This is a genomic window from Methanoregula sp., assembly GCF_041645475.1.
GTDB lineage: Archaea > Halobacteriota > Methanomicrobia > Methanomicrobiales > Methanospirillaceae > Methanoregula.
Window position 1 is genome coordinate 1 of record NZ_JBAZQA010000016.1, and the last position, 13,679, is coordinate 13,679.

The window sequence follows — 13,679 nt, forward strand, 5'->3', positions numbered from 1 at the left end:
AACATGCCTTTGTCCGTATAGATCTGAAGCCCGAACAGCTCTGTAATCTGGGTTTCCATCGTTATCAGATGAAAGTATATACTTAAGAGTTAAAAAGATAACCCTTTTTATGGACGGATCTTTTCGGATCGGACGCTTATTTGGGATTCCGATCCTTATTCACTACACATTCCTTCTGGTCATCCCCCTTTTTGCGTGGATCATCGGCAGCCAGATCATCTCAACTACCGACATGCTCAAAGAGATCTTCCAGGTACCGGTTGACACAACGGTTATCACATCGGGATACATGCCCTATGTTCTTGGCACGATCTCGGCTCTCGGCCTCTTCTTCGGGGTTCTCGTGCACGAACTCGCCCATTCCCTTGTTGCGCAGAGAAAGGGTATCGGGATCAACAGCATCACCCTGATGATCTTCGGCGGTATTGCCACGATGGAGGAGGGCGTGCCGGACCCCAAAGCCGAGCTCCCGATGGCGCTGGTCGGCCCTGTTGCAAGCCTTCTCTTCGGCCTTGTCTGCTGCGGGATCGTATACCTGGTTCCGTCAATGGCCCTCAGCACGGGAAACGCCGGTGTGCTGATCTTTCTCTTCGGGTATCTCGGCGTGCTCAACATCCTGCTCTGCTTCTTCAACCTCATACCCGCATTTCCGATGGATGGCGGGAGGGTGCTCCGGGCATGGCTTGCGGGAAGGATGCCGCTGCACCAGGCTACCAAGATCGCTGCCGATGTGGGCAAAGGATTTGCGGTCATCTTCGGCATCATCGGCCTCTTCCTGCTCTCGCCGTTCCTGGTCCTGATAGCGCTCTTCATCTATCTCGGGGCAAACATGGAATCGATGGCTGTCAAGTACAGCCACCTGTTGCAGGACGTGACGGTCGGTTCGATGATGAGCACCCCGGTGACAACGGTTGCCCCGACCCTGCCGGTCAGCCAGATGATCGAGATGATGTACGCAAGCAAACACCTCGGTTTCCCGGTGGTGGAGCGGGACACGCTGGTCGGCATGATCACGCTTGCGGACGTTAACCGGACTTCGCCCATTGACCGCGAGGCCATGCAGGTGCGGGACGTCATGACCCGCGACCCGGTCACGCTCCCCCCTACGGCACCGGTTGTCGAGGCCCTCCGGATCATGTCGGCCCGCAACTTCGGCAGGATCCCGGTTGTCGAGGATGGAAAGATCCTCGGGATCGTTACCCGGACTGACATCCTGAAGGTAACGGAACTCCGGCAGGTCTGAACCCGTCATTTCAGAGGGGGACGGCATTTCGGTACCTCAGGAAATACCGGTCTTCCAGTTCCGGCCACATCCTTTTTCATTTTTCCCGGGGTTTCTGGCAGGTTATCAGAGTGGCCGTACACTTTTACCCTATCCGACCCCCCTCAAGAACAAAACATGGATGAGATAAAGATTAACGTCGTAAAAATGACCATTTTTCCAGGAAAAATGCATGCGGGCGTTGGGGGGTCGGAAGGGGAAATTTTGTTTGGAACTCTTCAGGATTGCATGACAGCCAGAAAAATACGGTAAGGATTCACAGGAGTGTCCGCCCACTCAAACCCCCAGTTGCGGAGGTTGTATGAGTCAAAAGAGTACCGAATTGAGTGGCGGCGTCATCGGTTTTTACAGGAGGGTTTCCCTCTGCTTCGGGATTATGAGAACTTCAGCACCCCGTCCAGTGCCGAACTCCCGGCAACCTCCCGGTACGCTGCAAGGTCACTGAACGGCCGCTTTGCGATAACCGCAGCCACTTTCTTCTTTCCCACACCCGGCAGCCATTTCATTGCAGCGGCCGGCAGGGTGTTGATCTCGACCGGTACCGGCAACACCGTAATCGACCGCATTCCCCAGTCCACCACAACCGCATCGGTCACGGTTCCTTTGGGCACCCGGAGCGGGATACCGGCAAGGATCGGGTAGGAGCCCGGCTGGCGCCCGAACGATAACTCACCCGACACTTCGACCCTTACGTCACGGAGCACCGTACCTATCGGGTACACCCGCTGGAGCATCGGGAGGTCGATCCTGTTCCGGACAAATTCCTTGAACGCCCGGAAACGGCGCTCGTGCTTCCCGAGTGTGTTCTCTGTGAACGCCCGGGTGCCCTCAAACGGCATCACCTGCCGGATGTTCACCCGCCGCACCGAGAGCCCTCGATCCCGGACCCGGGTAAGGAACTGTTCGTTGAGGTCATAGGTCGCCTCCGTTTCGCCTGCAAGCCCGCAGACAAAGTTGAGGCCCGGCAGCAGTTCAGGAACATTATCCCGCCGTTTCCCGCCCTCCTCGTTAACAATCTCAATCGCCCGGAAGACCTCGTCAGCCTGCGCCTTGAGGTTGTTTGCCGCAACAACGGCAGGGTCGGCGGTCTCCATCCCGAACGCAGCCACATCCCCGGAGGTGTGGTGCCGGATGATGGCCCGCAGGGCCTCCCGGGCAGCGTCCTCGTGCCGGGCAATGGTTGCCGGGTTCGTGTTGTCGATGTGCAGGGTTTTCAGGTCAGGTGCTGCCGTACGGATGGCTGATAACAGGGCATCGAGTTTCTCCGGTTCCGGGGCGGGATACTCCCCCGGACCGGCGCCATACGCGAGGATATCCGGCTGCCTTCCTACCCGGAAGTGTCGGGCCCCGTTTGCAGAGAGTGCCGCAACTTCGGCTGCAATACCCGCGATGCTCCGGTACTTCGGGAGGCCGTAGAACGGCTCCGTGCAGAACGAGCAGCCGCCGGTTACTCCATGGGAGCAGCCCCGGGCAGTCTCCAGCTCGCACATCACCCACGGGTAGTCCGGGTGCTGGTTGAGGACACTGCTCCCCGCTACACTCCACGGGTCGGTCCGGGCATAGTCGAGCGCTCCCGCCGGCCCGTTACCTAGAAGGTACTCATCGAGCGCAACTGCCGGCTCACCGGTCAGGAGGGCATCGAACCCGCTGATAACCTGTCGGATTGCAGATTTACCCCCTTCCCCGGCATACCCAAAACCAATCGGGCCGCCGATCAGTTTCTTCGGCCCCCGCACCGAGTGACCGATCTGCTGGATCTCGGTGAGGGTCGCAGGAGTACCTCCCAGATACTTGCCGGGCACCGTTGTGCCGGCAATCATAACCAGTACTTCTGCCGTGTTCAGATCGCTGAACCGGAGGGGATCGCTTCTGAGCTGATCGATCGTGAGGTACCGGACCGCGTAATGATGGGACAGGAGCGCTCCCGCAACCGTCCGGATGTAGGGCGAGATGTAAGGAGGGACCCCAAGGCAGGCGGGCTCGTCAACGTACCCGTCGAGGATGAACGCTGTTCTGCTCATACGTTGTGACCGATCAGGGCGAGAAGTTTCCGGGCCCAGAAGAGCTTTCCCCGTTTCATAGGATCCACATCCTTGTCATCGAGATCAAAGCCGACGAGATGGACCTGCGATGCCCCCAGTTCATCGGCGGCAAAAACCGCCCGGTCGCCATCAGTGAACCCCCCAAAGTTGTACACGTGCGGGAGGGGGGCTGCCTGTGTTGTCCCGACAACTTTACCCGGGAAGCGTGGCACCCAGTGCCGCAGCAGCGGCAGGTTGTCCCCGTGGGCATGGATGACAATGATCGTCCCCTCCCGATTCAGTTCAATGAAGCGGTCATCAGCACCGTCAAGATCCGTGAAGATCGCGTCCGGGAAGATCCCGTGGGAATCGAGCACTTCAGCCGCAGCATCGGCAGCAAAAACGATCCCAGAGATCTTCTCCAGTTCATCCTTCAGGCACGGGGCATTCCCGCAGATCGTAACCTCGTTCCCATTCACGATCGAAGCAAGCGAGAGGAGGTTGTCGCATTCGAGCAGGGAGGCAAGGAGCCGGGCTGCTTCCTCATCGCCCGCCCGGTCGAACCCAAAGTAGTCGAGGATCTCCCGGTAATGGGGTTCCCATGCAGCAAAATCCATTCAGGCTCCCCACAGACACCCTTGAAGGGAGTTAGGCTCCATTCTTCTTTCCCTCATTCTCGAGGCCGACAAGGTTCTTGAACTTCTGCAGGATCGGTTCGATGACGAACTCTAGGAGCTGGGCCTTGTTCTCCACTTTGCCGAAGTAATGGAGCGGCAGGGTTGCTGCCGCCATGTTCGGGTGGCCGCCGGCATCGCCCATCTCCCCGAACGCCTCCGAGAGGGCGTTGCCAATATGCAGCCGGATGTCGCGATTGCGGGCCGAGATGATGATGGCATTGTCGGTGATCCCGTATACGAGCGCCGTGTTGACCCCTTCGAGCGTGATCAGGATCTCGGCTGCCTGCGGGAGGGCGTCGCGGTTCATCACGTAGCCAACGTTTGCGAACAGGTACCCGCTCTGGACCTTGCGCTCGTGGATGGCTTTCCCGATCACGTCCAGCGTCTCCTGCGACATGGAGGGGGACATGATCTTGTCGAGCAGGTCGGCATCCGTGAGGGGCAGGAGGAAACCGGCATAATTGAGATCCTGCGGCGTTACGTTGCGCTTGAACTCCTTGGTGTCGGTCCGGATACCATAGAGGAGGGCGGTGGCCACCCGCGTGTCGACCGGCACGTCGAGTTCCTGGAGATACTGGGTCATGATGCTCGCGGTTGCCCCGACACCGGGCCGTATATCGACAAACGAGCCGGGGGACTGTGCATGTTTCCCGTCCTTGTGGTGGTCGATGATGATATTGATCTTTGTCTGGGCCGGGACATCGTTGTTGGCGCCGGGGCCCGAGCAGTCAACAAGGGCGAGGTACTGGCACTTCTGGAGAGCGTCTGCGGTCAGGTGCTCCATCTTGATATCGAGCAGGTTCACAAACGTGCGGTTTTCCTGGTGGCCGATGTTTCCCTCGTAAAAGATCCGTGGGGTGAGGGATTTCCCGTTGGCATGTTTTGCGATCTCGGCCAGCGCCATGGCGGACGAGATGGCATCCGGGTCCGGGTTCTTGTGGGTGATGATCCCGAGCGTTCCTTCCCAGCCCGCAAGGAGCGAGAAGAGCCGCTGTGAGATCCGGCTCGAATGCTGCTTTTTTATCTGGAGGATAGCAGAGCGGGCCACCACTTCCTGCGGGTAGAGGACGAACTCGGCACCGGCCGCAGTGAGCTTCTGGCTGTTCACCGGGTCAGTGGCCAGGGCAACGATCTGCACGGCAGGGTAGCGTTTCTTGATGGTAACGACCGCGGCAAGGTTGGCGTCCGGGTCACCGGTCATGACAAACGCGATCTCGAAGACCGGGAGCCCGACCAGCATATCGGAAGAGGCAATGTCGCGCTGGTAGGCATCGTATTTCTGGTCGCGGAGGTGCCGCACCCGGTTCTCGTCCCGGTCAATGATGATTACGCGCTCATTCTCTTTTGCAAGTTCGAGTATGATATTGTAGCCGTTCGTTCCGCAGCCGAAAATACTGTATTTTGCCGGGCCGGAAGGTTCAAACGGGGCTGGTTCAGGCATATTACAGAAGATGTATCCCTCCAGTGTATTAAGTGATTCCAATCCGCTGGGAGCCAAAACCTTTATTCGCAATTATCAACCACTTTATTAGGTCTAACAGGCTTGGGTCTGTAGCTTAGTTCGGCATAGCGGCGGACTCTTAATCCGCAGGTCAAGGGTTCAAATCCCTTCAGGCCCGTTTTCCTTACCGTTTTTTTCTGTGCAGGGCACCCACCTCCCGCATGCCCGTTCCCTGCGAAGCCCGTACTTTAATATCCTTGGCGTGAACACAGAGTGTGACTGACATTCCAGAGCGGGTTCGTGGAGGGGGCGGAAGGGAAAGATGATGGAGTTCATCTTTGATCTGATCATCGGGATGCTTTTCATCTCCGGTATCAGTATGGCGGGTGTAGCGCTCTACGCCCGGCGGTTCATCAGCCGGGTTCCCGCAGCAACACCCTATGTTCTGATGCTGTTCTGCGGGGCGGCATGGGCAATCCTCTATGCCCTCGATCTCCTGACCGCATCCCTCCCGCTCAAAATATTCTACCACAACCTCCGCTTCCTCTTCATCCCGTTCTTTTCTGTTCTTGAACTCTGGCTCGTTCTCGCGTACGTGAAAAAGACCGAATGGCTCCGCAGGGACTGGGCGGCATTAGTTCTGATCCTACCGGTCATTGCGACAATCCTTGCCATAACAAGCCCGTACCACTCCCTGTTCCGGTATAACTTCTCGGTATCCCTGACCGGGCCGGTTCCGGTACTGCAATACACGGAGAGCCCGTTCTTTGCCCTTTATTCATTCTATTCACTCATCCTGCTTATCCTCGCCATTGTCCTGCTGGTCACCGAGGCAAGGAAGAGGGGTATACTGTGGGAGGCCCAGACCCTTCTCCTGATCCTGGCCCTTGCACTCCCAACGGCGATCAATTACCTGTCGGCGGAGGGCTTTACCCCGGTCCACGGCATCAATATGGCCCCCATCCTTCTCTGGGTTCCCGCCATACTGTACACGGTTGCTCTCTTCCGCTACCAGTTCCTCGATATCGTGCCGATTGCGAGGAGCCGTCTGGTCGATACCCTGAGTAAACCCGTGCTGGTGCTGGACACGGAGGGGCGTATCATCGATGCGAATCCGGCGGCCTGTTCGTTCTTCTCCTTCCAGCGACCCTTCGCGCTTGGCCGGCCGATCGGGGAGATCACGCAGGACTGGCCGGAATTCCTTACCCTGTGCCGCGAGAGTGCCACCCAGAAAAAGGATCTCATCCGGGTCACTAATGGAGTAACCCGTTACTATCTCGGGTCCGGTGAGCCGATCCTGACCCGGTTCGGGGAGACTGAGGGGCATATCATCATCCTGGAGGATATCACCGATCAGAAGAATGCCGAGACTGCCCTGCGGCTGAAAACCGAGGAACTGGACCAGTACTTCACCACCAGCCTCGATCTCTTCTGTATCGCGGACACGGGCGGTTATTTCCGGCGGCTGAACCCCGAGTGGGGCAAAACGCTCGGGTATACCCTTGCGGAGCTTGAGGGAAAGCGCTTCCTTGATTTCGTCCACCCGGAGGACCTGCCTGCAACCCTTGCTGCAGTGGCCGACCTGAACTCCCAGAAGGAGGTGCTTGACTTCACCAACCGGTACCGGCACCGGGACGGCTCGTACCGCTGGATCGAGTGGCGTTCATTCCCCAAAGGCGACCTGATCTTTGCAGCGGCCCGGGATATCACAAAACGGAAAGAGATCGAGGAAGCCTTAAAGGAGAGCGAGGAGAAATTCCGGGCGATCATCGACGAAATGCAGGACATCTTCTACCGGACCGACCTTGCGGGAAAGATCACCATGATCAGTCCATCCGCAGCGGTACTTGCCGGCTACGATTCCCTCGACCAGCTGATAGGCCGGGATGTTACCACAGTGTACGCGGATCCCTCCGGCCGCGACAGCCTCCTTTCTGCCCTCAAGGAGAAGGGAGCCGTGTACGCGTATCCCCTGATTCTCAAAACACGTGACGGAACGATCAAACACGTGACCACGAGCAGCCATTTCTATCGTGACTCGCACGGGATGATCCTGGGTGTGGAGGGTGTTATCCACGACATATCGGAACAGCAGCGGGCCGAGGAGGCCCTCCGCCAGGCCAACAAGAAGCTCAACCTCCTCTCGAGCATCACCCGCCACGACATCCGCAACCAGCTCATGGCGCTTATGGCATTCCTCGAACTGAGCGAGGAGGCGATCGGAAATCCTGCCGAACTTGCAGATTTCTTGAAAAAGGACCAGAAGATAGCCGAGAACATTGCACGCCAGATCACGTTCACCAAGGAATACGAGGACCTGGGAGTGAAAGCCCCGTCATGGCAGGATGTCAGTGTCGTTATCGAAAAAGCAGGTGCAGGACTCCCGGTCCGGCATATCAGCGTCCGCGTGGAGACAGCCGGTCTTGAGATCGTCGCCGACCCGCTTGTTGAGAAAGTCTTCTACAACCTCATCGACAATGCCCTGCGGTACGGCGGGGATACGATGACAACAATCCGCGTGAATTACCATGCAGCGGGCTCCTCGCTGGTGCTGGTCTTCGAGGATGATGGCCGGGGTATTGCTGACGGGGACAAGAAGGTGATCTTCGACAAGGGATATGGCAAGAACACCGGCCTCGGTCTCTACCTCTCCCGCGAGATCCTCTCCATTACCGGCATCACCATCAACGAGACAGGTGTTTCCGGGAAAGGGGCACGGTTTGAGATGCTGATCCCGGAAGGCGGGTTCCGGTTCACAACGCCGGGTGCATGATATTCCCGTTTTTTATTTTTTTTCTCATGGCACCGGTCACCGCAGGCCATTATGCTTAAATAGCAGAGCAGGAGATTCAACCGTATGGCAGATCCCGGCACGCCCATCTCACCATCGCTTGCAGATATGCAGAATGCCCTCCTTGCAGTTGACAGGGTGAGGGCTGGCAGGATCATCAGGGACTCATGCATCCCCGGTTCCCCATTCACCTGCCTTGAGAGGCTGGTTGTTCCTGCACTTGAAGAGATCGGCCGGCGCTGGGAGGCCGGCGATGTCGCGCTTTCGCAGGTATACATGAGCGGCCGGATCTGCGAGGAGATTGTTGACACCATGCTCCCGCCCGGAGATCCACGCCGTATCGACCAGCCGAAGATGGCGATAGCGGTGCTTGAGGATCACCACACGCTAGGGAAGAGGATCGTACTCTCGGTGCTCCGGGCCGGGGGATTTGAAGTGGCCGATTACGGCCAGGGAGTCACAGTCGATCAGCTGGTTGAACAGGTCATCCGCAACAAGGTCAGAATCCTCCTCATCTCAACTCTGATGCTCCCCGCCGCACTCCGGGCAAAAGAGGCGATAGCGCAGATCAGGAAAGAACTGCCGGAGACAAAAGTCATTGTCGGCGGGGCGCCGTTCAACTTCGACCCACGGCTCTGGACAGAAGTCGGCGCCGATGCCATGGGATATACGGCATCCGACACGCTTGCGCGGGTGAAAGAGATGGCCGGAGGGATGCAGTCATGACCGATCCGATGACACCGCTCGAACGGACGATGACCGCCATCAGCCAGAAAGAGCCGGATCGTGTCCCGCTCTTCCTCTTAACCACCATGCACGGGGCAAAAGAGCTGGGGATGTCCATCCGGCAATATTTTTCCAAAGGAGAGAATGTTGTCAAAGGACAGACAATCCTCCAGAAGAAATACGAGAGCGACTGTTACTACGGGTTCTTCTATGCCTCCGCAGAAGTTGAGGCCTGGGGCGGCGAGGTCATCTACATTGCAGACGGGCCGGCCAATGCCGGGCGGCCGATCATCCGGTCAGCGCAGGACATTACCTCCATCGGGGTGCCTGAAGTTGCCTCGTGTGAAAACCTTAAAAAGATCACCGGCTGCCTTACGGGTTTAGCGGAAAAGTCCGCCGGAAAGATCCCGGTTATCGGTGTCGTGATGTCACCATTCTCGGTCCCCGTAATGCAGATGGGCTTTGAGGCGTACCTCGACCTGATTTATTCAGAGCCGGAACTTTTTTGGGAGCTGATGAAGAAGAACCAGCAGTTCTGCGCCGACTGGGCCAACACCCAGCTGGAAGCCGGAGCAAACGCCATCTGTTACTTTGACCCGGTCTCGTCACCTACCTGCATCCCGCCGGAGCTGTATCGGAAGACCGGCATGGTAGTTGCAAAGGAGACGATCGCCCGGATCAGGGGGCCGACCGCCACCCACCTCGCCTCCGGCCGCACACTCGCGATCATCGACGATATTGCGACAACCGGCACCGCCATTGTCGGGGCGAGCGCCCTTGAGGACATCGGAGACGTGAAGCGGGCCTGTAACAAACGGCTCACGGTGCTCGGCAACCTCAACGGAATTGAGATGCGGCGCTGGACACCGGCCATGGCAGAGGAAAAAGTAATAGAGACCATTGCCCGGGCGGGAAAGGGCGGGGGGTTCATCCTCTCGGACAACCATGGCGAGATTCCCTGGCAGGTCCCGGAAAGCGTACTCCTTGCGATCAGCAAGGCCGTGAAGAAATACGGGACATACCCCCTGGACGCGTAAGGGATGGAAGAAAAATTTGTCATCCTCTGCTGCGAGAACATCCGGCCGGAGGTGGATACCATCCTGGCAACCGGGGCAATGCCCCTGGCTTGCGCCCGGTCATTTCCGTTCCATTGCGGCCATGTCAAATCCGTCTGGAGTACCGTCAAAGACCAAGTCGGCGAACTTGAAACCGCCGGGGCCACAACCTGCCTGTGCGGGTGCGGATGCGCCAATTCGTTTGATGTCCCAGAAGACATCCTGAAAAGACCCTCGCTGGTGCTGGTCGAATCGGGAGCAACGCTCTTCCTGCCGGAGACGCTCGTTAACGACTTCCGGCTGCGTGGGACCTACCTCATCCTGCCCGGCTGGCTCTTCCGGTGGAGAAAGAACGCAGAACAGGATCAACTTGACCGGACCACCACACGGGAGATGTTTCGGGAATCGCTCACCGAGATCGTCCTTCTGGATACCGGCGTCCATACCGGAACCGGCCCGGCCCTCGCAGAGTTCTCCGATTTCACCGGTCTTCCCGCCCGTGTTCTGCCTGTAGGACTTGAGCATTTCCGGTTCCATCTGGGAGCAGAATACCGCAAATGGCAGTGCAGCCAGGAGATAACTGCCTGCAAAGCCACCGTCATGAATGCAGAGAGGAGGGTTGCCGATTACTCGATGGTAGCCGACCTCACGGGAAAACTCATCGGCATCCATGATGAGAAGGCGGTGATCTCCCGGATGCTAGAACTCATCTCCCTGCTCTGCTCTCCCAAAAGGACGGGATTTCTTCTGATCCGGGAGAACGGGGAGAACGAGATCATAAGTCTCCCCGCAAAAGCGTATTCATCAACCGTCCACTTCCAGAGGATCTTCGAACCAGCACACCAGTATTACATTACAGAAGCCGGCGACGGCTTCCTCTTCCGGGTCCTCTATAACAACAACCTGATTGGCATCCTCTCCGTTGATCAGGTAGCACTCCCCGCATCAGTTGATGAGTATCTCAACATCACCCACTTCATCACCGAGATTGCCGGGCTCTCCATCACGATTGCCCGGATACACCAGAATCTTGTCGAGACGATTGCCGAGCGAGACACCGAGATTGCCGAGCGGAAAAAGATCCAGACGGAGCTCTCGCTCCACAGCGAGATCCTCCAGAATCTGGCCGAAGGTGTCGCTCTGGTCCGGGCCAGCAACGGGACCATCGCGTTTGCCAATACCCGGTTCAGCCAGCTCTTCGGCTATACTGCCGGGGAACTGCTCGGCCGGAGTGTTGCCGACCTCAACGCCCCGGACACGCGGTCTCCTACAGAAATCGCAGATGAAATTGTCACCGAGCTGGAGAGAGCCGGGATCTGGATGGGTGAAATACGGAACCTGAAAAAGGATGGAACCGTGTTCTGGTGCCATGCTATGGTTTCAGCGTTTTACCACCCCGTCTTCGGGAAAGTCTGGATTACCGTGCATGAGGATATTACGGATCGGAAGAAGATCGAGACTGCCCTCAGCGAGAGCGAGGAACAATACCGGAACATTCTTGAAAATATCGTGGATGTATTCTTCCGGATCGATGAAGAGAACAAAATTGTGATGGTGAGCCCTTCGGCAGCACCAACATTCGGATATACTTCCACCGAAGAGATGCAGGGAAGACCCATACTCTCGCTCTGGAAATCTCCAGACATGCGGGTAACGTTCCTTGATGCCATGAGAATCGGGGGGGGTTCCGTGCAGGATTGGGAAGGTGAATTCGTAAAAAAAGACGGCACGGTCTTCTGGGTGTCGATCAGTGCCCACCTGAATACGGACCCGGAGGGGCGATATGCAGGAACAGAGGGCATCATCCGCGATATTTCCGAACGGAAACAGATCGAGGAGGCGCTCAAAGGAGCCGTCAAAAAACTGAATATGCTCTCCTCCATCACCCGCCACGATATCCTGAACCAGCTCATGGGACTCCGGACCTATCTGGATCTCTCGCGGGAAGACCTCAAAGGCACGCGCTTTGCCGAGTTCATCGAGAAAGAGGACCAGGCTGCCGAGGCCATCCAGCGCCAGATCGAGTTCACGAAATATTACCAGGACATCGGGGTCGATGCCCCGAAATGGCAGGATACAGAAACCGTCATAAGGAATGCACTGGCGCAGCTCAACCCTCCGGCAGTCGACGTCCGGATCATGGTTGCAGGATATGAGATCTTTGCCGATCCGTTAATTGAGAAGGTATTCTACAATCTCATGGAAAATTCCCTCCGTCACGGGGAGCGGGTCTCGAAGATGGCATTTTCTTCCAGTGAATCAGAGGCAGGACTTGTCCTGATTTATTCTGATGATGGGGTGGGTATCACTGAAGAGGACAAGAAGAGACTCTTCCGGAAAGGGTTCGGCAAGCATACCGGTCTTGGCCTCTTCCTGTCCCGGGAAATTCTCGCTATTACCGGCATCGCCATCACCGAGAATGGAGTGCCTGGGGAAGGCGTGCGATTCGAGATGTGCGTGCCAAAAGAGGGATACCGGCAAGCCACACCAAAATAAAGGCTGGACAAGCTGCCGGCCCGGGATACTCCACGGCCTTCTTTCCCCGCAGGAGGGACACCGATGTATATATTAACCCCCCGTAACGAGTGTAAATCATGACGCAGGCAGCATCACAGGTCTATTACCCGGTCAACCTGAACCGGGATGCAATTGCCCTGAAACTGTACGACCGGTACTGGCAGAAGTACCCGGAAGTGTACCGGAATTTCAGTGCCCTCCAGAAGACGCAGATGCTCGAAGATTTCAAAACCCATCTCGAATACCTGCAGGAATCTCTCGCTATCGGCGATTCTGCCATTTTCATCAACTACGCCGGGTGGGCAAAGGTCATGTACTCATCCCTGCACCGGCCGGAGGACTGCCTGCCCTCTGGCCTTGGTGTTATGCGGGAAGTTCTCCGCACAGAACTGTCACCCGAAATGAGCAAAAAAACTGAGGACTACATCGCGAAAAGTATCTCATCCCTTGCCACGGCCCCAACTGAAGTCCCGACCTTCATCCGCGATGACAACCCATTAGCTGCGGTAGCTCGTAAGTACCTTGAAGCCCTGCTGGCCGCTGACCGGAATACAGCTCTTGCGATCATCAGTGACCAGGTAAAAAAAGGAGTAACGGTCCGGGAGATTTACCTCAATGTCTTTCAGCCGGTCTTGTACGAAGTGGGCAGGCTCTGGCAGATCCGGAAAACCAGTGTCACCCAGGAACATTACGTGACCGGTGCAACCCAGCTCATCATCGCCCAGCTCTACCAGCAGCTCATGGCAGAAAACAGGAATAAAAGACGTCGGGGGAAAACCCTGGTTGCCGCGTGCGTCTCGGACGAACTTCACGAGATGGGGGTTCGCATGGTGGCCGACTTTTTCGAGATGGACGGATGGGATACGTATTATATCGGGGCAAATACGCCGGCACCAGACCTGATTGCTGCCATAAAAGAACGCGAAGCAGATGTGGTGGCCCTCTCCTCGACCATGGTCTCCCACCTCCCCCGCATAGATTACCTGATCCGGTCACTCCGGGGGGATCCGGATACCCGCCAGGTGAAGATAATTATCGGCGGCTACCCCTTCAACATCGTTCCTGCTCTCTGGCAGAAAATCGGGGCCGATGCTTATGCAGCCAGTGCAGATGAGGCAGTCCGTGCCGGTAACCGGCTTTCCCCTGCCAAAGAATGAACGGGCCTACCA

General features: G+C 57.2%; 9 protein-coding genes and 1 tRNA gene. 7 read left to right on the top strand and 3 right to left on the bottom strand.

Annotation, left to right across the window (positions count from 1 at the left end; translation table 11 throughout):
- Positions 1–109 precede the first annotated feature (109 nt).
- Positions 110–1,243 carry a CBS domain-containing protein gene (locus WC598_RS12000; RefSeq protein ID WP_372961743.1) on the top strand — a complete coding sequence of 378 codons (1,134 nt, stop codon included), beginning with the start codon at positions 110–112 and terminating at the stop codon, positions 1,241–1,243.
- A 413-nt stretch (positions 1,244–1,656) separates the two neighbouring features.
- Here the strand turns inward: WC598_RS12000 and WC598_RS12005 are convergent, their stop codons facing one another.
- From WC598_RS12005 to WC598_RS12015, 3 genes are read right to left on the bottom strand one after another with little or no spacing between them, the layout of a single operon-like run.
- Positions 1,657–3,303: a radical SAM protein gene (locus tag WC598_RS12005; RefSeq protein ID WP_372961744.1), complete on the bottom strand. Its 1,647-nt coding sequence runs from the start codon at positions 3,301–3,303 to the stop codon at positions 1,657–1,659.
- Positions 3,300–3,920: a 6-hydroxymethylpterin diphosphokinase MptE-like protein gene (locus tag WC598_RS12010; RefSeq protein WP_372961745.1), complete on the bottom strand. Its 621-nt coding sequence runs from the start codon at positions 3,918–3,920 to the stop codon at positions 3,300–3,302. Before WC598_RS12010 ends, WC598_RS12005 begins: the two co-directional genes overlap by 4 nt.
- Before the next feature lie 31 nt (positions 3,921–3,951).
- Positions 3,952–5,421: a DHH family phosphoesterase gene (locus WC598_RS12015; protein WP_372961746.1), complete on the bottom strand. Its 1,470-nt coding sequence runs from the start codon at positions 5,419–5,421 to the stop codon at positions 3,952–3,954.
- 104 nt (positions 5,422–5,525) lie between these two features.
- Between WC598_RS12015 and WC598_RS12020 the strand changes: the two genes are divergently transcribed.
- The 6 genes from WC598_RS12020 (at position 5,526) to WC598_RS12045 (ending at position 13,667) form a co-directional block, all read left to right on the top strand.
- Positions 5,526–5,599, top strand: a tRNA-Lys gene (locus WC598_RS12020).
- Between the two features lie 144 nt (positions 5,600–5,743).
- A complete protein-coding gene (locus WC598_RS12025; protein ID WP_372961747.1) occupies positions 5,744–8,194 on the top strand; it encodes a PAS domain S-box protein in 2,451 nt (816 codons plus the stop codon).
- Between the two features lie 84 nt (positions 8,195–8,278).
- On the top strand, positions 8,279–8,938 hold the full coding sequence (locus tag WC598_RS12030) for a B12-binding domain-containing protein (RefSeq protein ID WP_372961748.1): 660 nt from the start codon (positions 8,279–8,281) through the stop codon (positions 8,936–8,938).
- Positions 8,935–9,975, top strand: coding sequence for a uroporphyrinogen decarboxylase family protein (locus WC598_RS12035; protein ID WP_372961749.1), 1,041 nt, complete (start codon positions 8,935–8,937; stop codon positions 9,973–9,975). The genes WC598_RS12030 and WC598_RS12035 overlap by 4 nt, the downstream gene beginning before the upstream one ends.
- 3 nt (positions 9,976–9,978) lie before the next feature.
- Positions 9,979–12,489 carry a PAS domain S-box protein gene (locus tag WC598_RS12040; protein WP_372961750.1) on the top strand — a complete coding sequence of 837 codons (2,511 nt, stop codon included), beginning with the start codon at positions 9,979–9,981 and terminating at the stop codon, positions 12,487–12,489.
- A 98-nt stretch (positions 12,490–12,587) separates the two neighbouring features.
- Positions 12,588–13,667: a B12-binding domain-containing protein gene (locus WC598_RS12045; RefSeq protein ID WP_372961751.1), complete on the top strand. Its 1,080-nt coding sequence runs from the start codon at positions 12,588–12,590 to the stop codon at positions 13,665–13,667.
- Positions 13,668–13,679: the final 12 nt, after the last annotated feature.